General features: G+C 44.2%; 24 protein-coding genes. 1 reads left to right on the top strand and 23 read right to left on the bottom strand.

The window, feature by feature from the left end; all coding sequences use genetic code 11:
- Positions 1–13: 13 nt before the first annotated feature.
- From J7E35_RS18180 to J7E35_RS18155, 6 genes are all read right to left on the bottom strand, one after another.
- On the bottom strand, positions 14–412 hold the full coding sequence (locus J7E35_RS18180; RefSeq protein WP_214740331.1) for an FtsB family cell division protein: 399 nt from the start codon (positions 410–412) through the stop codon (positions 14–16).
- 80 nt (positions 413–492) lie between these two features.
- Complete coding sequence (gene yabQ, locus J7E35_RS18175) at positions 493–1,128, bottom strand: spore cortex biosynthesis protein YabQ (protein WP_214782152.1); 636 nt, start codon at positions 1,126–1,128, stop codon at positions 493–495.
- Positions 1,125–1,427, bottom strand: a complete 303-nt coding sequence (gene yabP, locus J7E35_RS18170; RefSeq protein WP_192473397.1) for a sporulation protein YabP — start codon at positions 1,425–1,427, stop codon at positions 1,125–1,127. Before yabP ends, yabQ begins: the two co-directional genes overlap by 4 nt.
- An 87-nt stretch (positions 1,428–1,514) precedes the next feature.
- Positions 1,515–1,787, bottom strand: a complete 273-nt coding sequence (locus J7E35_RS18165; protein ID WP_214782149.1) for an RNA-binding S4 domain-containing protein — start codon at positions 1,785–1,787, stop codon at positions 1,515–1,517.
- 204 nt (positions 1,788–1,991) lie between these two features.
- Complete coding sequence (gene yabN, locus J7E35_RS18160) at positions 1,992–3,455, bottom strand: bifunctional methyltransferase/pyrophosphohydrolase YabN (protein WP_214782146.1); 1,464 nt, start codon at positions 3,453–3,455, stop codon at positions 1,992–1,994.
- Between the two features lie 29 nt (positions 3,456–3,484).
- The gene (locus J7E35_RS18155) at positions 3,485–5,089 is read right to left on the bottom strand and encodes a putative polysaccharide biosynthesis protein (RefSeq protein ID WP_214782143.1); all 1,605 of its coding nucleotides are present in this window, start codon (positions 5,087–5,089) and stop codon (positions 3,485–3,487) included.
- A 212-nt stretch (positions 5,090–5,301) separates the two neighbouring features.
- Here J7E35_RS18155 and J7E35_RS18150 point away from each other — a divergent pair, with 212 nt between their 5' ends.
- On the top strand, positions 5,302–5,481 hold the full coding sequence (locus tag J7E35_RS18150) for a hypothetical protein (RefSeq protein WP_214782141.1): 180 nt from the start codon (positions 5,302–5,304) through the stop codon (positions 5,479–5,481).
- A 210-nt stretch (positions 5,482–5,691) separates the two neighbouring features.
- Here J7E35_RS18150 and spoVT read toward each other — a convergent pair whose 3' ends face one another.
- From spoVT to rnmV, 17 genes are all read right to left on the bottom strand, one after another.
- Positions 5,692–6,228, bottom strand: coding sequence for a stage V sporulation protein T (gene spoVT, locus J7E35_RS18145; RefSeq protein WP_214782139.1), 537 nt, complete (start codon positions 6,226–6,228; stop codon positions 5,692–5,694).
- Positions 6,229–6,560: 332 nt separating this feature from the next.
- Positions 6,561–10,097 carry a transcription-repair coupling factor gene (gene mfd / locus J7E35_RS18140; protein ID WP_214782137.1) on the bottom strand — a complete coding sequence of 1,179 codons (3,537 nt, stop codon included), beginning with the start codon at positions 10,095–10,097 and terminating at the stop codon, positions 6,561–6,563.
- Between the two features lie 101 nt (positions 10,098–10,198).
- Positions 10,199–10,429 (bottom strand): anti-sigma-F factor Fin, encoded by a 231-nt coding sequence (gene fin, locus J7E35_RS18135; RefSeq protein ID WP_167834220.1) that lies wholly within the window; start codon positions 10,427–10,429, stop codon positions 10,199–10,201.
- 147 nt (positions 10,430–10,576) lie between these two features.
- Positions 10,577–11,137 (bottom strand): aminoacyl-tRNA hydrolase, encoded by a 561-nt coding sequence (gene pth, locus J7E35_RS18130; protein WP_214782135.1) that lies wholly within the window; start codon positions 11,135–11,137, stop codon positions 10,577–10,579.
- A gap of 123 nt (positions 11,138–11,260) precedes the next feature.
- Complete coding sequence (locus tag J7E35_RS18125) at positions 11,261–11,893, bottom strand: 50S ribosomal protein L25/general stress protein Ctc (protein ID WP_214782133.1); 633 nt, start codon at positions 11,891–11,893, stop codon at positions 11,261–11,263.
- 508 nt (positions 11,894–12,401) lie between these two features.
- Positions 12,402–13,358, bottom strand: a complete 957-nt coding sequence (locus J7E35_RS18120; protein WP_214782131.1) for a ribose-phosphate diphosphokinase — start codon at positions 13,356–13,358, stop codon at positions 12,402–12,404.
- Positions 13,359–13,376: 18 nt separating this feature from the next.
- The gene (glmU, locus tag J7E35_RS18115) at positions 13,377–14,750 is read right to left on the bottom strand and encodes a bifunctional UDP-N-acetylglucosamine diphosphorylase/glucosamine-1-phosphate N-acetyltransferase GlmU (protein WP_214782129.1); all 1,374 of its coding nucleotides are present in this window, start codon (positions 14,748–14,750) and stop codon (positions 13,377–13,379) included.
- Between the two features lie 283 nt (positions 14,751–15,033).
- Positions 15,034–15,324 carry a septation regulator SpoVG gene (gene spoVG / locus J7E35_RS18110; RefSeq protein ID WP_023613316.1) on the bottom strand — a complete coding sequence of 97 codons (291 nt, stop codon included), beginning with the start codon at positions 15,322–15,324 and terminating at the stop codon, positions 15,034–15,036.
- Entirely contained in the window at positions 15,311–15,556 is a 246-nt protein-coding gene (locus J7E35_RS18105) for a hypothetical protein (protein WP_214782127.1), read from the bottom strand. The genes spoVG and J7E35_RS18105 overlap by 14 nt, the downstream gene beginning before the upstream one ends.
- Positions 15,557–15,855: 299 nt before the next feature.
- Complete coding sequence (locus J7E35_RS18100) at positions 15,856–16,230, bottom strand: RidA family protein (RefSeq protein WP_214782125.1); 375 nt, start codon at positions 16,228–16,230, stop codon at positions 15,856–15,858.
- A 32-nt stretch (positions 16,231–16,262) separates the two neighbouring features.
- Complete coding sequence (gene purR, locus J7E35_RS18095; protein WP_214782122.1) at positions 16,263–17,087, bottom strand: pur operon repressor; 825 nt, start codon at positions 17,085–17,087, stop codon at positions 16,263–16,265.
- 55 nt (positions 17,088–17,142) lie between these two features.
- Positions 17,143–18,012: a 4-(cytidine 5'-diphospho)-2-C-methyl-D-erythritol kinase gene (gene ispE, locus J7E35_RS18090; protein WP_483297200.1), complete on the bottom strand. Its 870-nt coding sequence runs from the start codon at positions 18,010–18,012 to the stop codon at positions 17,143–17,145.
- A 384-nt stretch (positions 18,013–18,396) separates the two neighbouring features.
- Positions 18,397–18,576 (bottom strand): small, acid-soluble spore protein, alpha/beta type, encoded by a 180-nt coding sequence (locus J7E35_RS18085; RefSeq protein ID WP_041967995.1) that lies wholly within the window; start codon positions 18,574–18,576, stop codon positions 18,397–18,399.
- Between the two features lie 387 nt (positions 18,577–18,963).
- On the bottom strand, positions 18,964–19,227 hold the full coding sequence (veg, locus tag J7E35_RS18080) for a biofilm formation stimulator Veg (RefSeq protein WP_023613322.1): 264 nt from the start codon (positions 19,225–19,227) through the stop codon (positions 18,964–18,966).
- 196 nt (positions 19,228–19,423) lie between these two features.
- Entirely contained in the window at positions 19,424–20,302 is an 879-nt protein-coding gene (gene yabG, locus J7E35_RS18075; RefSeq protein ID WP_214782212.1) for a sporulation peptidase YabG, read from the bottom strand.
- Positions 20,303–20,536: 234 nt separating this feature from the next.
- The gene (gene rsmA / locus J7E35_RS18070) at positions 20,537–21,415 is read right to left on the bottom strand and encodes a 16S rRNA (adenine(1518)-N(6)/adenine(1519)-N(6))-dimethyltransferase RsmA (RefSeq protein ID WP_214782116.1); all 879 of its coding nucleotides are present in this window, start codon (positions 21,413–21,415) and stop codon (positions 20,537–20,539) included.
- Positions 21,408–21,968, bottom strand: coding sequence for a ribonuclease M5 (gene rnmV, locus J7E35_RS18065; protein WP_214782113.1), 561 nt, complete (start codon positions 21,966–21,968; stop codon positions 21,408–21,410). Before rnmV ends, rsmA begins: the two co-directional genes overlap by 8 nt.
- Positions 21,969–22,286 lie beyond the last annotated feature (318 nt).

Here is a 22,286-nt window from a genome sequence, read left to right as displayed (position 1 = left end):
TGAAAAAAGAGTGTCAATAAGGCGAATCTTGGGAGTCCTTTTTCTCTTTAGGAAGGTTGAAGATGATTTCATTCTTTTCGGACAGGAAATATTCCTTGCGGGCAAGCTTTGCTATGTATTCATCATCGTTCAATTTGACGATTTCCTCATCCAGGATTTCCTGCTGCTTTTGAAGGCTTGCTAATTTTTGCTCTAGCTGTTCCTTTTCCGACTGCTTCTTTTCGAGGGCTGCAGACTGGGAAATGTAGGTTGAGATCATCAAATAAGAAATGACCGATGCGAATAGGGCAAAGACTGCGAGGCGCCTGAAAAGCAGTTTTCGCTTCCTGCTTTCTGCAATCCCGGCTTTTTCACGCTGTTGTACATATTGATTTTCAATCTTGGCTATGCTTTTTTTCCTGATGGCACTCATTCCCCGCAGTCCTCCTTATATATTTTTTTGCTGTTGATTCCGTTCAACAAGACATTGAATAACAATTGCTTTCATACAGCCTATTTTTTTAACTTCTTTATCCATTTTATCGGCTTAGTAAAATAATTCTTTACTATAATTAGAAATCCTGCCAATTTATTATATAATTTCTCGACGCTTTTTTTAACTGTTTTCGGCAAAAGTTTCCAAAAAAGCAGGAGAATCATCTTGACTGGCTTCCAAATTAAGTTATTGAGCAGCCATAGCAAAACGGCAAGAAGCCATTTTAAAAGAGAATAAAGGCCTCTTCCCGTCAAAAGCAATAGTGACAGTGCGGTGGCGGCCAAAAACTGGAGAGGCCTGACCACAAGGATCCTGACAGCCTTCACCATGAATACATATACATTGATCGTATAGGTGATAGACCGTTCCAGCATCTTCAGATAAAGTTTCTTGAACAGGCTCTGATAGGCCGCAAAACCGCATAATAAGGCAAGGAAGATATAAAAACGCAATTCTCCCATATTCACTGAAAATAATACATAGAAAATCGACAGGCCCTGGACTACCCAGAACAGGATGTCATTGATGAAGACGATCCAGGATTTTCGCTTAGATCTTTTCAGAAACCGATTATGCGTATCAAGTGAAGCACCGAATAGACTGCCCATCCAAATCATGGCGAGCATGGTCAAAAATTGGGTCGAAAGCGTCATCGGAATAACTTGCTAAAGAAGCCTTTAGCCTTCTCCCCATGCTGGTCATCAAGATAGACCAGGTCAAAGATTTTCCCTTTGATCGACACAATCCCTTTGTCGACGTCCAGATTCTTCATTTGAAGATTCTGTCCCTTGATCGCAAGGAATCCCATGACTGTCTCTAATAAAAACTCTTCATTATCGAAGCTTTCAACCTGCTTTACTCCGGTGATATCCAGTGTCCGTCTGCCTCTCATCACTAAATCGTGGTCTGGCACATTGCTTTTTGTCTGATTCGTTTCATAATATTGGCTCATTAATATCCCTCACAATCATAATGCACTTTTGTACATGTTTATGATTGAATAAGGGAGAATAGAACAAGCCTTCACACGAAGCTCAGCTTACTCTTCATCGTCCCCTGGGATACGTTCTTCCCCGAGAAGGGTATACATTCCGGCAGCTTCATCTTTACGGGATGTTTCCTGTATTCTCTCGATTTTTGCAGAGACGACTTTTTGTCCAAAGCGGATCGCCAATTCATCGCCCACTTTTACATTCGTACTTGCTTTCGCCGGCACACCGTTGACGGAAATCCTCCCTTGATCGGATACTTCTTTCGCCAATGTCCTTCTTTTGATTAATCTTGATACTTTTAAAAATTTATCCAGCCTCATCGTATTTAAACCCCTTTTTCATTATTGGTTTGTTTTACCTGCGCTCTTTTCATAAGCTTTGTTGCTTCCACACCCATCTGGATTTTTACGATTATGCACGCATATTCATTTCGGCAGCATCTTCGAAAAGAGCCCGAAACTCTAAAATGCGCATAACTGTAAGTGTTGTTCGAAAAGCAACAAACAATGCGAAATACCCTTTACCTATAAACCTTGTGTCTTAGCTTCCTCCCAAAAAGCATCCAATTCATCCAGCGTGTAGTCCTCGACACTTCGCCCACTGTCTGCTGCTTTTTGTTCGATATAGGCAAAGCGGCGCATGAACTTCCTGTTGGTCTTGTTCAGTGCCATTTCCGGATTGATATCGTAATGCCTTGCGAAATTGACAAGCGCAAACAAAAGATCTCCGTATTCCAGCTCGATATCTTCCTGAATGCCTTTTTCGGTGATTTCCTCGGATAGCTCTTCAATTTCTTCCTTTACCTTATCAAGGATGGGTGCCGCCGTCTTCCAGTCAAATCCAACTTTAGCCGCTTCCTTCTGCAGCTCATATGCCTTTAGCAGATTCGGAAGCCCTTTTCCGGCTCCCTCCAGCATAGACTTTGTCGCACCGCCTTTTTCCTGCTCCTTGATTTCCTGCCAGTTTTTCATGACATCTTCTTCGTTCTCCGCCGTTTTGTCCCCGAAAACATGGGGGTGCCTGCGGACCATTTTTGCAGATATGCCTTCAATTACATCATCGATGGTAAAGTAGCCGTCGTCCTCACCTATCTGCGCATGAAGCATGACTTGAAGCAGCACATCGCCCAGCTCTTCAATCATATGATCGATATCATCATGATCGATTGCCTCCAGCAATTCATATGATTCTTCAATCAAGTATTTCTTGAGAGACTGGTGGGTCTGCTTCTTATCCCAAGGACAGCCATTCGGACCGCGCAGTTCTGATATAATTCCACGCAGCTTCAGAAAATCCTTGTATAAAATTTGTTCATCTTCAACCGGCGGAACATAAACCGATGTCAGATTGCTTAGCTCCATCTCCCTGTCCAATTCGTATAATGGGACCTTTTTGATGACCTCATCACTGCTTCCCGCCGCTGTCACGATCCATACCTCATAATCATCGGGCAATCTTTCCATAAGTGTCAGCTTGACCTCAGATGCTACGAACGCATCATACACCTGTCCGATGATTGTGTGGTTCTTCAGCAGCAAATCTTCCTTTGACAATGCTGTGCCATCTAGCAGCTGAAAACCTTCGATCGGATCGATCGCCAGGGACTGGAACATGGCGTCCAGGAAACTCTGGCCGCCGCCGATCTCAATTTCCGTATTCCGCCCTGGTCCTCGTTCGAGCAGGAGCTGCACCGTCCGCTCCGCAATCAAGGGATGTCCTGGAACGGCATAGATTACAGGAGCCTCGGCACTTTCAGCAAGCAAAAACTCGGTGATTTCCTCATAAACATCCTCAAACTGGTCATGCTTCTCATAAATTCCATCGAACGATTGAAACTGCAGCCCTTCCTTCTCAAGCTCAGCAACGACCGGATGCTCTTTTGTCCGCAAAAACAGGTTTTTCTCCTGCTTCAATTTTTTATATACACCAAGCGGAAGCTGGTCGAGGTCGCCCGCTCCCAGTCCGATGATCAAAATCTTGTTTGTCATTTCCCTTTTTTCCTCCTTCATGTAAAACCCTATTTAAAGAATAACTGGACCATCCTGCTGCCGAATGGCAAAGTCACTAGTTCATCTTCAGTCAAAGCCTTCGTTTTGATTAATATGAAAAAATAAACAAGTGCTCCGATAACTATAGAGCTTAATGCTTGGAATACAGCTCCGAGCCTGTCGGGTTCAATATAGTCATAACCGAAATCCGTTATATATAGAAATAATCGTAAAACTATAACCATCACTGCCGAGGAAAACAGGATTTTTCCAATGAAAACAAGTGATAGAACTGGTTGGCCGAGTTCATGTCTCAGCTTAAAAATGAGGATGAACATGACTGCCAGCATCGCCGCCAATGTGGCATAAGCTGCCCCCATTGTCCCAATATCCGGGATCAGTATCAGGTTCAATATGTATTTCAAGCCAAATCCGGCAAGTATGACTGCAGCCGGAAAAATTGACTTATCAAGACCCTGCAAAATGCTCATAATCGTCAGGATGACAGATCCAAATAAAATCATCAAGCTGAGCACTCCAAGCACATTAGATCCATCAGCATTCTCAAACAGCATGATATTAGCTGGAACGATGATGCTATATAACCCAACCGCAGCGGCAGCTCCAAAAATCAAGCTTGTCTGAAGGGCGAGTCTCACTTTGGGCAGGATTCTATCGCGGCGATTACTTGATTTGTCACCTGAAATTGCCGGAACAAGGCTTAAGGACATCGAAGTGGCGACAACTGTCCCAAGCTGGATCAGCGGCTGCCCTCTGTCAAAAATGCCTTTTGCCGACTTTGCTTCCTCGGCTGTCAGCCCCCTTGCCAGCAATGAAGAATACATATTCAAGGAATCCGCAAGCTGCAGCAATATTAACAGCATGCCACTGATGCTGATCGCAAATCCCTGAATGATCAATGCTTTTACGACCCAGGCTGCGTCCTTAAATAAATCCTTGAAGTGAAAATAGGTGAAGGGATTGGCTCCTCCATTTTTCAGATAAAAAAATCCGAGTATCAAAACGGAGATAACCCCGCCTGTTATCGATCCGAATACAGCTCCGGCCCCAGTGACATATAGAGAGAAACCCTGCTGTACAAGCACCGCTGACAAGGTAAGAATGGTCGCGACCCGGATAAACTGTTCTGAAACCTGAGAAATCGCTGTCGGCACCATGTTACCCTTCCCCTGGAAATATCCCCTGAACACTGCGGTGAAGGGGAAGATCAGAAATGGCACAGATACAACCTTAAATAAGGGCTTCAGTTCAGGATCACCGATTTTATTGGCAATCCATCCAGCACCAATATAGAAAAAGGAAAAAAGGAACAACCCAATGATACCGAGAAATACGAGCGAAATGGCCAATAGGCGATCAGCCCTGCCACTATTACCGGCCGCCTGCTGCTCCGTATAAAGCTTTGAAATGACAACCGGAAATCCATATGTAGATAAAACCATGACAATGCCAAAAAAGGGATACACCTGCTGATAAATATAAAAACCAATGTCCCCGACGATATTTTGAAAAGGGACACGGTATAGGGCGCTTAAAATTTTCGTAACCAGGGCAGCCAGAGTAAGGATCATAGCTCCCTTCATCAATTCCTTTGAATCTGCAACGGGCTTCATCGCCCATCTCCTTCCAATTTCAGTTTCAAACGTATTATATCACAAGGGAAAAAGCGGCGGCCGCAAGCGAAACAGACAACATTAATTTGTTAGACAGCTGTAACATAGAAAAGCGCAAGCGCCTTGGTCAGCCCGACAAGCGCAAGCGCCTTAAAGCGCCACGTCCTGTGGCTGGCGGGTCTAGCACATCCTGTTCCTCGGAGGGCTTGACAGTGAAGTCGTTCTTTGACTTCATTGGCAGGACCGAAATCGAAAAGTATAGCCGACTGTCCAGAAACACAGAAACTGGAGACTCCGACAAAGAAGCGCTTTTTGCTTCTGCCGGCGGAGTTGAAGTTTCGGAGTTTCTAGGAGGCGACACTAGACAAGCGACTCGAGCTGCTCAAAGCTAACGCTTATCGCAAGATACTCAGGGAAGACATCTCCGGGATGAAACTGGCTAGGCGCTGAAGCTAGACAAATAGAAAAGCGCTAGCGCCTTGGTCAGCCCCGACAAGCGCGGAGTTGGACACCCTAATTGTGCAACAAGTTTATACTTCCAAGCACGAAAAGAGGCAGCCTCGTCAGCTGCCCTTTCAGGTAAGATTATAAATCGGTGATGATTATTGCTCCATCTGTCTTGCCAGGAAGCCTGCAGCTGTTTCAACAGCTTTTTGTTCCACGTCACCCAATGATCCTTCTTTAGAGAAGATAATTACTGCCCCGATTGGATCCCCGTTTGCAATGATTGGTCCAATTGTATAAGCAGAAACAGGCTCTTCATTCCCCTCTACAAGCGAAATGCTTGTCTGCTGGTTCACTAGGGACGAAGTACGGTCTTCCATCGTCTTTTCAACAAGTTCACTGATGTTTTTATTCAAGTAGTCCTTCTTGGAACCTCCTGCCAATGCGATATAAGTATCTCTATCGCAGATCAATACCGGGTTTCCTAAGCTGTCGTACAGAGCTTCTGCATATTCCTTCGCAAAATCACTCAGCTCACTGATTGGTGAATACTTTTTTAAAATGACTTCACCATCACGGTCCACAAAGATTTCAAGTGGATCCCCTTCACGAATACGAAGTGTTCTTCTGATTTCTTTTGGAATTACGACACGACCTAAATCATCGATTCGACGAACAATACCAGTTGCTTTCATCCAACGTTGCCTCACTTTCATCTGATGATTATTTTTTAGATAAGGTTGTTTTGCTATAATTACTGCTTTCGTTTAAAATCAATCCAATTTACGAAAACAGCATTGGAAATAATAATGCCTTTATTAATCAACCTTACCAAGATTTGAACTTAGTATCTTTCATATGGAAAGTTCTATACACTTCTCATTATTATTTTCTTTGAAGTGATAAAGGTGCCAAAAACGGATAAACCTTCCAGCTAATATTTGCGTACACACAGAAATTACCCTTGTCTATCTTTTTTGAAACACCTTATCATTTTACATTTAGATTACAAAATATTTCCATATGGTTACGATACTGTATTTTCCTGCTCTTTTTGGGAGTCATGAAGTCCCTTAATCATCTCGAAAGTAATTTCGAACCAGCGGTCATTTTTAATTCCTTTAGTATGGACAACCATCTTGAGCTTATTGCCTTCCATACCGAGACCCACCGCATTCCTGTACTGGCTGCTTAGCTTGAACACCTTTTGTCCGTCAATCCGGCTGCTTCCATCCTCTGTTAAAAGGATCGTCACATCCTGCTTAGCCATTTTAATGGATTCCACTCCAGCGGTAATGGCATATACCTTTAATTCTGCAACTTTAAATAACGTTTCCACTTCTTCTGGATAATCCCCAAATCGATCAATGATCTCTTCTTTTAATTCATCAATATCCTTCAATGACTCGATACCGCGGAACCGCTTATACATCTCGATTTTCTGGTGTCCATCAGAAATATAGCCATCAGGTATATAGGCATCGAGCTCAAGATCAATTTCAATCGAAGGCTTGCGGATTTGGTCTTTTTCCGGCTTTCGTTCTTCAATCGCTTCCTTCAGCATCTGGGAATACAGATCGAAACCGACCGAATCGATAAACCCATGCTGCTGGGCGCCTAGCAGGTTGCCGGCACCACGGATTGATAAGTCGCGCATTGCAATTTTGAAACCAGAGCCAAGCTCCGTGAATTCCTTGATTGCCTGGAGACGCTTTTCAGCCACTTCAGTGAGGACTTTGTCTTTTCGGTAAGTAAAATAAGCATAGGCAACCCTGTTGGAGCGGCCTACCCTTCCTCTAAGCTGGTACAGCTGAGAAAGGCCCATTTTATCTGCATCATAAACAATCAGTGTATTGACGTTTGGAATGTCCACACCTGTCTCGATGATTGTTGTACTTACAAGCACATCATATTCACCTTCAAGGAAGCCAAGCATGACGGACTCCAGTTCATTTTCGGTCATGCGGCCATGGGCAAAGGTGACACGCGCATCAGGCACAAGCATGGATATTTCTTCAGCCTTCCGCTCGATGTCCTCAACACGGTTATAAAGAAAATACACTTGTCCGTCCCTTGCTAGCTCGCGTTCAATCGCCTCGCGGACAAGCCCCCCATTGTATTCCATGACATATGTCTGGACAGGGAAGCGGTTCTCGGGCGGTGTCTCGATGACTGATAAATCTCTGACGCCTAGCATTGACATATGCAGCGTCCTTGGAATCGGTGTCGCTGTCAAAGTCAGGACATCCACATTTGTTTTTAGTTTCTTGATCTTCTCCTTATGCGTAACCCCAAAACGCTGCTCTTCATCTATGATCAGAAGGCCTAGGTCCCTGTAGACGATTTCTTTAGATAAAAGCCTGTGGGTTCCAACGACAATATCCACACTTCCTGCTTTAAGACCTTTGATCGTCTCGGTTTGCTGCTTGCGGGTACGGAATCTGCTCAACAATCCGATATTGATTGGGAAATCCTGAAACCTTTCCCTGAGTGTCTCATAATGCTGCTGGGCAAGGATGGTTGTTGGCACAAGGAAAGCAACCTGTTTACCATCGGCTATCGCCTTGAAGGCCGCCCTGATTGCCACCTCGGTTTTACCATAGCCGACATCTCCGCACAGCAGACGGTCCATTGGGCGTTCACGTTCCATATCAAGCTTGATTTCATGGATGGAACGTACCTGGTCTTCCGTTTCCTGATAAGGAAATGAAGATTCAAAATCGCGCTGCATCTCGCCATCAGGAGAGAACGCATGCCCGACGCTAGCCTCACGCTCTGCGTAAAGCTTGATCAAATCATCCGCAATATCCTGGACAGAGGACTGAACCTTGCTCTTGACACGTTTCCAGTCGCTTCCGCCGAGCTTATAGACCTTAGGTTCTTTTCCTTCTGAGCCAACGTACTTTTGGACAAGGTCAATCTGCTCGACTGGGACATAAAGCTTATCTGTTCCCTGGTAGCGGATATGGAGATAATCTTTATGGATACCATTGATTACGAGCGTTTCAATGCCCAGGTATTTACCGATTCCATGGTTTACGTGAACGACATAATCGCCGATCTTAAGTTCCGAATAGCTCTTAATTCGCTCTGCATTAGACAACTTTTGTCTTCTGGCAGGTTTCTTTGTTTTTTTATTGAAAAGTTCCTCTTCTGTAATTACGGCAATCTTTTGGATTGGGAATTCAAAGCCCGTATTCAGGCTGCCCTGGATAATCTGGACTTTTCCTGGAAGCAGCTCCTGCTTGCTGCCCATTTTTACCGCATCGATTTCATAGTCTTCCAGAACCCGTTCGAGTTTTTTGACTCTTTCGGCATCCGGCCCGAGGAAAATAACTGCATAGTTTCCTTTCCGCCAGCGATCCACTTCACCTTTCAGCACATGCATCTGTCCGTGGAAATTCTGCATCTGCTTGCAGGATATATTAATGATGTTCTGCGGACTTGTGTTTGGTACATGCCTTAAAAATAATGATAAATACACAATCGGCTTTCCAGCTTTACTCATCAAGTCAGGAAGCTGGTGTGAAATTTTCAGGTCATGGATGATCTGGCCTTCTCCCAGGAGACTTGTATACCATTCCGCTTCTTCCTTGCCAAGGGACTCATTCATTTCCTGAACCCTGCTTATTTCATCAATGAACAGGAAACCCTTTGACGGCAAGTAATCTATTAAACTTTGAGGCCTTTCATAAGCTATGGACAAGTACTTGAATAGTTGATCAGGTATTTGCCCATTGCGGAGCTGTTCCAATTCATAGCCAATATTTTGCGCCATCAAAGTCTTTGCCTTATCATCCTTAAGCTTCTTTAAACTGCTTGAGAGCCCGTCTTCCAATCCTGTGATCAGACGGTCCAGCTGTTCACTCTCAATCGGATTTTCTGTCGCCGGCCCGATTGCTACTGTTTTCATTTTTTCCTTCGAACGCTGGTCCTCAAGCGAGAATGTCCTGATTGAATCAACCTCTGCATCAAACAGCTCAATCCTGATCGGATCTGCGGATGTCAGCGGGTAAATATCAATAATTCCGCCGCGGACGCTGAATTCTCCGGGAGCCGCAACCATTCCCGCCCTGACATATCCCATGCTGACAAACCGGTTAAGGACCGATTCGAGATCGATTTCTTCGCCTAGCTTGAATGTCAGCTGGAATTTTGCCCACAGATCCTTTGGTGGAAGCAGCTTCCTCAAGCCAGCCATCGGGACAATCACAATACCCGTATTCTTTTTGCTCCAATGGTTCAGAGCTTCTATTCTCTGTGCCTTCAGCTCTGGACTTGAAATACTTATTTCTGCGGCAATCAATTCATTTGCCGGGTAAAGATAGACATCATTTTCCCCTATTAAATTCGCAAGATCATCATATAGTTTTTGCGCTTGCAATAAATTATGTGTCACGATCAGGACGGGGCGCTTCGTCTGTTCGTAGATGGCGGCTAAAAAGACCGTCCTTGCCGAACCGGACAGGCCTGCGACGAGCTGTTCCCTGAGTCCTTCATCCATTCCGGAAATAACAGATTGGACATCATCCTGATGACTAAATAGAGCTTTCAGCCCCTGCATCCAAACCTCTCCCTCTCTATAAAAAATGCTAATCTTTCCTTTTTAAATATACGGCCAATATACAAACAGAAAAATGCTTTGGATGTAGAATCCAAAGCTTTTCAGTGAATCAGGTAGTCATGCTGGTGGAAGTCTGGGTTGCGCTCCAGGGCTTCCTGACAGTCTTCACAGATCGATTTTATATGGATGTCACCGTTCCCTGCGTAAGATACCATCTCCTGGCGCTCTTCCTCGGTCAGCTTATGCAGCCCTAAACTTTCACTGTGGACAGACAATCTGTCCAATGAGCCGATATTCGTGCCGCAATGACGGCATTGATAATGTATAGCCATGCCCGTCCCTCCCAATTTAAGTCATTACTCATTATTGACCCTTTGGCAGGAACTTATGCACTTAGCCTATTGTATGATGCTTTTTTTACATTATATTACTTGATCAAAAGATTGGCACGTTTGGATTGCCATCTTTTCAGACTCCCACTATTGATTAAATGTATTCATAACTTCTAAGAATGGCTTTTTCATCCATTCCTCACAAGCATCGGCAGATTTCAAGACAGACTCTGCCATTTGTTCATTTTCTTCGGCTGTAAAACGGCCAAGCACCCAATCGGTGATCGCCATTCCATTTGTCGGGCGGCTGATGCCTACCCTGATTCGCTTGAACTCCTGTGTCCCTGTATGGGCAATCGTCGACTTGATTCCATTATGGCCGCCTGCGCTGCCTTTTTGGCGCAATCTGATCCTGCCTGTTGGCATATCGAGATCGTCATAAATTACGACCAGATCTTCCAAGTCGATATCGTAAAAATCCATAACGGCCCTGATCGATTCACCAGAAAGGTTCATATAAGTTAAAGGCTTAAGCAAGATGACCTTTTCACCGCCAACGAATCCCTTTCCATATAAGCCTTTATGCTTTGCCTGATCCAATGGGATATTCCACCGTTTTGATAATTCATCTATGACCTCAAAGCCAATATTGTGCCTTGTTTTGTCATATTGCCTCCCCGGATTCCCAAGTCCAACAAACAACTTCACTTTCCACACCCCTAACCAAACGCTTATCTTATTCTTTCAGGGAAACCAGAAAGAACCTCTGTTTCTAATGTACATGAAAACCGCAAAAGACGTAACCCTTTTCAGGCTACGTCTATTACTGCTTTATTCTTCGCTCGCTTCTGTTTCTCTTCCTTCTTCATTTTCAGGCTCTCCCGGTTCTTGTTCTTCGCCGGAGTTGATTTCTTCTTCCACTTTAGGAGGAAGGATTGAAACGACTACCGTATTTTCATCATCATTAATTTCATAATTTCCAGTTTTGATATCAGCAAGTGTCAAGTTTTCATTAACCTGCAGGTTTGTGACATCCACATCAATAGTCTCAGGGATATTGCCTGGAGTCGCTGTGATGTTCACTTCGTGGATCGGCTGCTGAATGACGCCGCCATCCTTGACACCTGCAGCTTGGCCAATGAGATTCACCCTGACGCTTGCATGTACCTTGGAGCTTTTATCGACCACAAGGAAATCAGCATGAAGAATTTCATTCTTGATATGATCTTCTTGATAATCCGTCAACATGACACTTTGCTGGCTGCCGCCTACATCAAGCGAAATGACACCATTTCGGCCATTTTCACGGATGGTCTTCACAAACTCGATGCTGTCCACATAAATGGACTTGCTATCTGTAGTCCTTCCATAGACCACTGCCGGAATATTGCCCTCCTGGCGTAACTTCCTCAGGCTAGAACGTTGAGTACTTGTGCGCTCATTTGCTTTCAATACTGCACTCATGGTTTTGTCCCCTTCCTATTTCGTAAGTTCTTGTCTATATAAAAAATGCCCCAAAACAGGAAGGTCTAAACGTTATACTTTTTGAGCCCTTTCAACAAGGCTGTTGATTTTCGTTCCAGGCGCTTCATTGCCTGCCGGGTCTCCCATGAGTTTGCCACGCTCCATGTCACGTAATCATCCATTTCTTTCTGATTACACAAGTGTCTGAATTGCTAGGGTTATTGACAGCTTTGAGCTCTTCTCCACAAAAGCTGTCATAATTACGAGCTTTTCTTGACAGCTTTGACCTCTTCCCCTCAAAAGCTGTCATAATTACGAGCTTTTCTTGACAGCTTTGACCTCTTCTCCTGAAGCTGTCATAATTACAAGCTTTTCTTGACAGCTTGACTCCTCTTTACCTGAAAAACATGAAAAACGCAAGCCGCCTTGGTCAGACCAAGCCGTATTTTAAAGCACTCATAAACAAGAGTAGGCTTGCCGCTTGGCAAGCCTGTAGTCCCTTATAAAATCAATCAAAAAGCGTGCTGACAGATTGCTCTTCGTGGACGCGGATAATCGCTTCCCCGATCAATGGAGCAACAGACAGCTGATCGATTTTTTCAATGCGCTTTTCTTCTGGAAGCGCGATTGTATTTGTCACAACCAGTTCTTTGATCTTGGAGTTTTCGATACGCTCAATCGCAGGACCTGATAATACAGGGTGCGTACAGCACGCGTAAACTTCAAGTGCCCCATTTTCAACCAGGGCATTTGCAGCTAATGTAATCGTCCCAGCTGTATCGATGATATCATCAATCAAGATCGCAATCTTGCCTTCGATATTACCAACAATATTCATGACTTCAGCAACATTTGGCTTTGGACGGCGCTTATCAATGATCGCAATCGGCGCTTTCAGTCTTTCAGCCATCTTCCTTGCACGAGTAACACCGCCATGGTCAGGAGATACAATGACAACGTCACCGTTCAATTCCTTGCTGTTGAAGTGATCCGCAAGAATCGGCACACCCATCAAGTGATCGATTGGAATATCAAAGAAGCCTTGAATTTGCGGAGCGTGAAGGTCAAGCGTGATCACGCGTGTAGCGCCAGCAGTCTCAAGCAGGTTTGCCACAAGCTTAGCAGTGATTGGTTCACGTGCGCGCGCTTTACGGTCCTGTCTTGCATAGCCGTAATAAGGCATAACAATATTGATTGTTTTTGCTGATGCACGCTTCAATGCATCAATCATGATCAGCAATTCCATGATGTTCTCATTTACTGGAGAGCTTGTTGACTGGATGACATAAACATCGCAGCCACGGATGCTTTCTTCAATGTTGATCTGGATTTCTCCATCGCTGAATTGGGATACAGAGCATTTCCCTAGCTCTACCCCGATTACCTTCGCGATTTCCTGGGCAAGTTCAACATTTGAGTTCAGTGAAAAAACCTTCAAATTTGGGTCAAGATACTGGTTTGACATTATGGACCTCCAAGACTCTTATTTCTTTACGTTCATTTTCCCTACATAATCTTCTTTGTTGACTTGACGAGCACGTGCAAGCGCCAGTGCTTCACCTGGAACATCTTGAGTGATCGTGGAACCGGCTGCTACATATGCGCCTTTTCCAATCGTCACTGGTGCAACAAGATTGGAGTTACAGCCGATGAATACGCCGTCTTCAATCTTGGTCAGGAACTTGTTTTTGCCATCATAATTCACTGTGATCGAGCCGCAGCCGATATTCACATCAGCACCGACTTCTGCATCACCGATATAGCTAAGGTGGGAAGCTTTACTTCCTTTGCCAAATACCGCTTTTTTAATTTCGACAAAATTGCCGATCTTGACTTCATCATGGATATCAGATTCAGGCCTGATATGCGCGAAAGGCCCAATATTGACTTCGGAGCCAATCCTGCTGTCAAAGGCGGCTGATTGGCGGATAACTGTATTATTTCCAATTTCGCAGCAGTTGATTTCAGTATTAGGTCCTATCTGGCACTCTGAACCGATGACTGTTCCTCCAGAAAGCATGGTTCCCGGGAAAATAACCGTATCCTGTCCAATTTTCACATCTGGTCCAATATATGTGTTATTCGGATCAATAATCGATACGCCATTGCGCATATGATACTCATTGATCCGCTTTTTCATCGTGCGTTCGGCTTCAGCTAGAGCGACGCGGTCATTGACACCGAGCGTCTCCGCGAAGTTATCCGTCACATAGGCAGATACGATTTCGCCGTCGTTTTTCAGGATTTCGATGACATCCGGAAGATAATATTCTCCCTGGACATTATCGTTTGATACATTCTGGATCGCCTCGAATAGCATTTTATTGTCGAAGCAATATGTACCCGTATTGATTTCATTGATGCTTCTTTCCTGCTCATTTGCATCCTTATGCTCAACGATTTTCTCGACAAAGCCCTCTGCATTTCGAACGATACGGCCGTAGCCAGTCGGATCCTCCGCCCTCGCCGTCAAGATGGTTGCTTTAGCATTTGTCTCTTCATGATGCTTGAAAAGAGCTTCCATCGTTTCAGCCTTGATCAGCGGAGTATCACCGCAAACGACGATTGTGACTCCCTCTTTGTCTGCTAGCATATCCCCTGCCTGCTGCACAGCATGGGCTGTCCCCAGCTGTTCAGCCTGAAGGGCATACTGGCTGTCCTCACCTAGCTGATCTTTCACTTTTTCTGCTCCATGACCGACAATGGTCACGATTTCGTTTATATCAAGACTTTTCACCTGGTCAATTACATGCTGTACCATTGGCTTGCCGCATACAGGGTGAAGAACTTTATACAATTTAGACTTCATTCTTGTTCCCTGACCGGCAGCTAAAATGATTGCATTACGATTAGACATTAGCAGGCCTCCAATTTACCTTTTTATCCATTACGAATATATCTTAAATAGCCAGCCATTTCAAGAATAGAAGAATAAGTACAATTATTTGTCAGTTTAGGGGGGAAGGTATTAACCGAAAAGCGGAGGCGACACTAGACAAACATCTCGAGGAGTTAGGAGAAGAGCTGAACAAGTTCCGAAGTGATTTTTATAAGAATAGGTTTAGCTAGCGGACAAACTGGGGAAATAAAAAAGAGCCTAACTTATGAAGCAGGCTCTTGATGTTATGCAATTATATATTCTAGGAAGCTCCAGCTTCTTCGAATTCAACTTCCAATTCACCTAAGCGGTGGTACTCTGCCAGTACAGCATCCTGGATTTTTCCGCGTGTACCCGAATTGATCGGATGCGCGATATCACGGAACTCGCCATCAGGAGTGCGCTTACTAGGCATTGCAACAAATAGGCCGTTGTTTCCATCAATCACCCTGATATCATGGACAACAAACTCGTTGTCAAGCGTGATGGAAGCGATCGCTCTCATCCGTCCATCTGTATTAACGCGGCGTAATCTTACGTCAGTTACTTCCATTCTGTTCACCACCTTTACAAATAGATAAAATTCTAGTTAAATAATTCCACATTGAAATCAAATCTCCTTCTTTTACAAGAAAATTTTTTTGAAAAAATAGGGCGAATTTGTGAACTTTTTCATGGAGAAAGCCTTTGCATGCTGATTTATCTTTTAAAAATAGGCTTTTGGAGCTATTGACGATGCGGAAAAATTCTAATAAACCTTCTGAATTGACTCCTTTATTATTCATTTATCCCAAAAAATTTTTGGATTAAAAATATTCATTCAAGCAAAAGTTGAAAGCTGCTATCAGGTATCCGGTTTTGTATATAAGCCATATGTGTGGTTTCTAAATATAAGGGTACCTATAACGGGAGCTGTGCCTTTCTTGTGACCGTCAAATTGGTTTTTCCTTTCCCAGGCACATGTTTGCCCTTTTTGTGACCGTCAAATTGTTTTTTCTCTTTTCACGGGCACATGTTAATTCCTCTTGTGATGTATTCAGCTCCCATTCCACGCTTCACTCTTTCAATAATAAAAAAACGCCCGTTATTTAACGAGCGCTACTACTTCGATTTCCACCAGTGCATCCTTGGGAAGTCTTGCCACTTCTACTGTTGAGCGTGCTGGCTTATGCACATTGAAATACTCTGCATATACTTCATTCAATTGAGCGAATTCATCCATATTTTTGATGAAGACAGTTGCTTTTACGACTGTTTCAAGTGAAGCACCTGCAGCCTCAAGAACTGCTTTCAGGTTACTGAATACCTGATGCGTCTGGGCCTGGATGTCTCCTTCAACCATTACACCCTCAGGAGTCAAGGGAATTTGGCCTGAGCTGTAGAAGAGATTGTTCACAACCACACCTTGCGAATATGGACCAATTGCGGCAGGCGCATTTGAAGTCTGTACAATATTCATTCATTGTCACCCCATTCTTTTTATATGAACAACTATTCTCTGCGAGCGAAGTAATTTCCTTCACTCACGGTAATTTTACGTTCTTTTACGTCTACACCTGAAAGGCGTACGAGTGAGAGATACTCATCGACAAGTCTTTCTTCTATATTCTCCGACTCAACCAGTACCGCTATTCCCGCTAACTCCGCATTGAACTCTTCAAGCAAATTAATCATGCCATTAACGGTGCCGCCCGCTTTCATGAAGTCATCGACAATCAGAACCTTCGAGCCCTCTGCAAGGCTGCGCTTTGATAGCACCATCGTCTGGATCCTTTTTGAAGAACCTGAAACGTAGTTGATGCTTACTGTCGATCCTTCAGTCACTTTGCTATCCCTTCTGACAATCACGACCGGGACATTCAAGTGGCTTGCGACTGCGTAAGCGATCGGAATCCCCTTTGTCGCCACAGTCATGACAACCTCAATATCCTTATCGGCAAAAGCAGATGCGAGCAGCCTTCCGACTTCCTGCACAATTGCTGGATTTCCAAGAATATCATTCATGTAAAGGTAACCGCCTGGCAGCAATCGATCGGGACTTGCCATTATGTTACAAAGTTCATCGATTACCTTCCGGGCTTTTTCCTCACTGACATGGACATGGAACTTGACTCCGCCGGCAGCGCCTGGCACAGTCTGGAGGACACCGATTCCCCGCTGTTCAAATGTTTCTTTGATGATTCCGAGATCTTCACTGATCGAGGACTTTGCTGAACCATACTTTTCGGCAAAATAGGTTAACGGTACCAATTGGCGCGGATGTTCCAGTAAATAAGTCGTCATATCGATCAAACGCTCGCTGCGTCGAAATTTCATTCAAGAACCTCCAAAATCCGAATATTTAAGGTTAATATACCACCATTATACGGATTTAATCAAGGGTATGACGCTCTCCAAGCATTCTTACTGCAAATACCTGGTCACAAAACCCTCGCAGACCGTTATAAATACGATGCATTCGCGAATCATGTGCCACAAGGCTGAATACTGTCGGGCCGCTTCCGCTCATCAAAACAGCATCAGCACCGAACCGCTTCATTTGATCTTTAATCTGTGCTACCTCGGGATAAAGCGAAAGCGTCACATCTTCCAAAACATTTCCGACACTATTGCAGACTCCATGGAAATCTCCATTTTCAATAGCGGTGATCATTTGATTCGTAGGCGGATGCTGAATTTTCTCTACATTAAGGCGGCGATATACCTCCGCAGTCGATACACCGATAAACGGTTTCGCCAATACAATCCAGCACGTCGGCGGTGCCGGCAGTTCCTCGATAATTTCCCCTCTGCCTGTCGCAAGCGCTGTTCCTCCGTACACACAGAAAGAAACATCTGAGCCAATTTCCGCACCCAGCACTGCCAGCTCGTCCAAAGACAGACCAAGCTTCCATAGTTTATTCAAGCCTCTTAATGTCGCCGCTGCATCACTGCTGCCGCCAGCAAGCCCAGCTGCCACCGGAATGGTCTTCTCAATGCCAATGAGAACACCTTGCTTCACCTGGAACCTCTCCTTCAACAGATGCGCTGCCTGGTAAGCAAGATTCCGCTGATCATCCGGCACAAACCGATTATGGGAATGGATCACGATCCTCTCTTCTTCTAGTAAACTAAGTTCGATGCGATCAGCCAAATCAATCGTCGTCATGACCATTTCCACCTCATGGTAACCGTCCGGACGTTTGTGCAAAACATCCAGTGACAAATTGATTTTTGCCGGCGCCTTCACTAAAACCTTCACAACTTCCACCTACTTTAAACGAATTCCACATTTTGTCCTATTTTACCACAAAAAGAAAAGAAAAGCGCAAGCGCCTTGATCAGCCCCGACAAGCGACTCGAGGGCTTGGCACTGGAGTTGGACGATCGTCACTATCAATCCATTCCTTCGTGTAAATTAAGTAAGACTCCCCTGCAAGAAACATTCCTTTATTTTATCATTTGCATTATGGCGAATACAGTAAATTCACAAAGAATTAGAATGGCAGGAGGATACATGGAAGCTGCACACCTTTTTATCCATAAATAAAGCCGGAGCATAAGCCCCGGCGCCGCGATGGATCTGAATTTTATTGGCAACTGTGAAAACAGCTGTTTGGCAGTCTCTAAAGAATCTTCATCTGGGTCAGCGGTTTTGGTTCGCAAGCTGCTGTTCGGCCAGCTCAATCGCTCGCTTCACCATATTACCTGCATCCTTGGCCTTTATGCCGCCCCATCCTTCATTCTGGACGACATCATAGAAGCCAAGTTCTTTCGCAAGCTCTTCCTTCAACCTTTCAGACATAATCCCTCTTCTTCTGCCCATTACTACCATCTCCTTTCACCACCGCGGTGTCCTTAGTATTTTTGAAAAAAGAGATTTTCATGTGCACCTTATTTATCCTGTCTTTTTTTAAGCCTGTTTTCGTAAAGATTGTTGTTAAAACCCTAAAGCCGATTTTAACATGACGTAATATAAGGCCATTTTGCTGGTCGGTATTAAGTTTTGCATGCTCTTTTCTCACAAAAGAGGCAAGTGTGCGAAAAAAAACAGGTCATTCAATCCTATTTTGCAGTCAATAGCAACAAAGTTTGAGAAAAGCGCCTTGCAATCAATAGCAACAAAGTTTGAGAAAAGAGCCTTTTTTAAAAAAGGCAAAATAAAAAGCAGCTAACCCGAAAGTTGACTGCCTGTACTGCATTGAGCCAAAAATCAGCTCAATGCTATTGATCCTGTTGTATCTTCAAAGAAGGTAATTTCCACTGTTTCAGTTAGAACATCTGCGTAGCTGTACGAAACACGTTCAAAAGCATTTTCATCCTGGTCAAGCTCGATGACGAAAACAGAAGGATAAGTTTCCGCTAACACGCCAGAACGTTCAATCGTCTTTCTCCGTCCTCCGTTGGCCTTTAGCATGAGTCTTTTTCCTAAGTTTGAATCAAGCGCTTTTTTGATATCCGATAATGTTTTTGGCATTCGGTCCACCTCACTGTGTAAAGTATAACACGCTGACACTATTTAGTCAAACAAAAACATAAATTATAACAGTACTTAAATTTAAAAGTCAATATATTTCGGACTTCTTTTTCTTCTAAATTTCAACAATTTTAGCGTAGCCTTTAATGCGATAAAATATGTACCAAAATAATAAAAAACGCCGGACGTGTTTTCTTCAGTCCGACGATTTTTTTTTATATGGCATTCCTGTCCTTAATACTCCCTTTGTTTCGATGCCGCCCAGACCCTTATCACCAGTCAAGGTATTGCGAAGTACATCCCACACATTAATGCGCTCCATGAACGGTGTGAAGCTGATTTTAGCGACGATATAAACCGGATCAAGCGCATGGATATTAACTCTTGAAGGGGAACTTGCAAAATTGGCACCAGCATGTATCAACGACTCAAAATGAGACTGGCAAGCGCCAGCGAATATGACCAGCTGGTCCAAATGAGGAACTTTCTTTCGAGCCTCTCTTACTGTCCGAACAAAATGCTTGGAGTGTCGATAAGCGTTGATATCATCCATAGATCCTTTAGACTTTGAATAGGCATCATGCCCGGTGATGACCAGAATATCAGGTCTATAATAATCAATCAGCATTCCGACTTTGTCCGGCATTTCTTTTTCATTGCAATGGAATCCATACACCGGGACCCCTACTTTCTCATAAAGAGTCAGGCACTTTTTTAAATAATTCGGATCTCCATCAACGTGGAGCACCTTCCCAGGCATCTGAAAGTAGTTGTAAGACTTGCTGTAGCCCTCGGTTGCCTCATACTCCTGCTTTTGCTGTAATAGATCAACATCCTGCCTGAATAGCTTATATGACTGTTCTTCAAGTGAACGGAATTCCTTTGTCAGCCTCATGCGCATACTCGGATCGATTTTAATTAGATCTTCATAGGGCGCATCCGCAATTAACCGGAAATCCTCACCATATAATATCGCGATTTTTTTGCCATGTTTCTCTCTGATATCGATAACCCGGAACATAATATCGCATTGATGCGAAACCCTGCCGACGATATCCATGAGGTTAATATTCATCATCCTCACTCCAATTGCCCCGCACACAGGCTGCGCTAAGTGGTATTCTTTCATAAAATATGCAAATACCTATAGACATGTGCTTTCTGGACGGAGTGGATCATTCGGGAAGGATATTCCTGAGTTCGGCTAATATATTCCTGAATCGCAGAGCTTTTTTCCTAAAAAAATAGATATATTCCTCAATTTCGGGTTTTATTCCGAACATCAAAAAAAGCCCGAAATCTCCGGACTTTAGTGAAAATATGGATACAGCGCATTGCTCAATTGTGCGAATTCTTCTATCGACAGAGTTTCTCCCCTGCGTGACTCTTGCACTCCTGCCTGCTGGAGCGCTGCTTGTATACTTTCTTTCTTCTCCTTGCCATTCGGCAGCTGGCTGGTCAAGTTATTCAGGATGGTTTTACGGCGCTGGGCAAAACTTGATCTGGTAACATGGAAAAAGAACTTTTCGTCCTTCACCTTCACAGGCGGTTCATCATGTAATGTTAATCTTATGACCGCTGAGTCTACGTTAGGCTGTGGCATAAAGACCGTTTTCGGAACAATCATCACTGTTTCAGCCTTCGTATAATACTGGACGGCAATGGAAAGTGAACCATATTCCTTCGTTCCAGGCTTGGCCGAAATCCTGTCGCCCACTTCCTTTTGAAGCATACAGACGATGCCCCTGATCGGCAGCCTTTCCTCAAGCAGCTTCATCAGGATAGGTGTTGTCACGTAATATGGCAGGTTGGCCACGACCATAACGTCGCTTTGTTCCTCAAATTCCTCTTGCATCACTGCTCGGACATCTGCTTTAAGTACATCACTATGAATGACTTTTACGTTTGGATAAGGAGATAGTGTATCCTCCAAAATCGGCAGCAAACGCTGGTCGATTTCAAAAGCAACCACCTTTTCAGCTCTTTTCGCCAGCTGTTCTGTCAATGCGCCGATTCCAGGACCGATTTCGATTGCGCCGCTATGGTCGGTTAATTCCGCATGATCGACGATGCGGTTCAGGATATTCGTATCGATCAAAAAGTTCTGTCCCAGGCTCTTTTTAAATGAAAAGCCGTATTTATCAAGTATTTCCTTCGTTCTCATCGGGGTGGCGATATCTTTATGCATTTTGTTCCTCCTTAAGGATTTCTGCCAGCGCATCGGCGAAATCCTGTCTTTTTACCTGAAACATCATCAGGCGCTTGTGCAGCTGCTTGCCATTTGTATATCCGATCTTCAGAAGCCTGCCGAGCTTTTCACGCCTCTCCCTGGAACCAGGACCGCCAATCAGACCCGCAACAATCAAGTCCTCCTGGGTAATCTCTTCGACTGCCTCTGCATCCATTACCTGAGCATCCTTCAGGGCTTCGCGGATCACCTCAGGAGAAGCATGTTCAACACCAAGTCCTCTCCCGGATTTTGGCTTAGCCAATTCCTTTGGGATAAATGCGTGCTTGCACCCTGCAACCTGCTCTGAAATGGTCTTGCGGATCTTTTCGCCCGGATAATCAGGATCGGTAAAAACAATCACACCCCGCTTTTCATGCGCATTCCGGATTCGTTCAATCGTTTCGGCATTGATCGCCGATCCATTCGTTTCGATTGTATCCGCGTCAACAGCACGCCTGATCGCCGTCGTATCATCCTTGCCCTCAACTACTATGATTTCTTTTATTTTCATGATTCCTCCGTACTCGAACTCATTCATCTTCAAATGGATATGATTTTTCTTTATAGTCTAGGCTCTGTTAAACACGGCTGTTGATTTTCGTTCCAGGCGCTTCGCTTTCCGCGGGAAGTCGGGGAGCCTCCTCGGCGCTTTATGCGCCTGCGGGGTCTCCCCATGACTTTCTCATCCCCCAGGAGTCTACGCGCCTTCCACTACAATCAACAGGATGTAATAATCAACATTTAGCATTAACAGAGCCAAAATTAAAAAAGAAATAAATTTTCTTTGAAATAAATGAAACATTTTTGAAATATAATCGTCTATATAGGT

This window comes from Bacillus sp. ISL-45 (genome assembly GCF_018613195.1).
Lineage (GTDB): Bacteria > Bacillota > Bacilli > Bacillales > Cytobacillaceae > Mesobacillus.
Note: the sequence above shows the minus strand (reverse complement) of the source record. Positions and strands in the feature narration are given on the sequence as shown.

What these genes read in the sequence shown, in the direction of transcription:
- J7E35_RS18120 (WP_214782131.1), bottom strand. Translation starts at nt 13,358, where the DNA reads ATGTCAAACCAGTATCTTGACCCAAATTTGAAGGTTTTTTCACTGAAC.
- yabN (WP_214782146.1), bottom strand. Translation starts at nt 3,455, where the DNA reads ATGACAAACAAGATTTTGATCATCGGACTGGGAGCGGGCGACCTCGAC.
- J7E35_RS18165 (WP_214782149.1), bottom strand. Translation starts at nt 1,787, where the DNA reads ATGAGGCTGGATAAATTTTTAAAAGTATCAAGATTAATCAAAAGAAGG.
- mfd (WP_214782137.1), bottom strand. Translation starts at nt 10,097, where the DNA reads ATGCAGGGGCTGAAAGCTCTATTTAGTCATCAGGATGATGTCCAATCT.
- spoVT (WP_214782139.1), bottom strand. Translation starts at nt 6,228, where the DNA reads ATGAAAGCAACTGGTATTGTTCGTCGAATCGATGATTTAGGTCGTGTC.
- glmU (WP_214782129.1), bottom strand. Translation starts at nt 14,750, where the DNA reads ATGTCTAATCGTAATGCAATCATTTTAGCTGCCGGTCAGGGAACAAGA.
- veg (WP_023613322.1), bottom strand. Translation starts at nt 19,227, where the DNA reads ATGCCAAAAACATTATCGGATATCAAAAAAGCGCTTGATTCAAACTTA.
- J7E35_RS18085 (WP_041967995.1), bottom strand. Translation starts at nt 18,576, where the DNA reads ATGGGCAGAAGAAGAGGGATTATGTCTGAAAGGTTGAAGGAAGAGCTT.
- J7E35_RS18155 (WP_214782143.1), bottom strand. Translation starts at nt 5,089, where the DNA reads ATGAAGCCCGTTGCAGATTCAAAGGAATTGATGAAGGGAGCTATGATC.
- yabP (WP_192473397.1), bottom strand. Translation starts at nt 1,427, where the DNA reads ATGAGCCAATATTATGAAACGAATCAGACAAAAAGCAATGTGCCAGAC.
- yabG (WP_214782212.1), bottom strand. Translation starts at nt 20,302, where the DNA reads ATGAATATTAACCTCATGGATATCGTCGGCAGGGTTTCGCATCAATGC.
- rsmA (WP_214782116.1), bottom strand. Translation starts at nt 21,415, where the DNA reads ATGCATAAAGATATCGCCACCCCGATGAGAACGAAGGAAATACTTGAT.
- yabQ (WP_214782152.1), bottom strand. Translation starts at nt 1,128, where the DNA reads ATGACGCTTTCGACCCAATTTTTGACCATGCTCGCCATGATTTGGATG.
- J7E35_RS18100 (WP_214782125.1), bottom strand. Translation starts at nt 16,230, where the DNA reads ATGAATATTGTACAGACTTCAAATGCGCCTGCCGCAATTGGTCCATAT.
- J7E35_RS18180 (WP_214740331.1), bottom strand. Translation starts at nt 412, where the DNA reads ATGAGTGCCATCAGGAAAAAAAGCATAGCCAAGATTGAAAATCAATAT.
- purR (WP_214782122.1), bottom strand. Translation starts at nt 17,087, where the DNA reads ATGAAATTTCGACGCAGCGAGCGTTTGATCGATATGACGACTTATTTA.
- J7E35_RS18125 (WP_214782133.1), bottom strand. Translation starts at nt 11,893, where the DNA reads ATGAGTGCAGTATTGAAAGCAAATGAGCGCACAAGTACTCAACGTTCT.
- J7E35_RS18105 (WP_214782127.1), bottom strand. Translation starts at nt 15,556, where the DNA reads ATGAATAATAAAGGAGTCAATTCAGAAGGTTTATTAGAATTTTTCCGC.
- rnmV (WP_214782113.1), bottom strand. Translation starts at nt 21,968, where the DNA reads ATGAAAATAAAAGAAATCATAGTAGTTGAGGGCAAGGATGATACGACG.
- fin (WP_167834220.1), bottom strand. Translation starts at nt 10,429, where the DNA reads ATGGCTATACATTATCAATGCCGTCATTGCGGCACGAATATCGGCTCA.
- spoVG (WP_023613316.1), bottom strand. Translation starts at nt 15,324, where the DNA reads ATGGAAGTAACTGACGTAAGATTACGCCGCGTTAATACAGATGGACGG.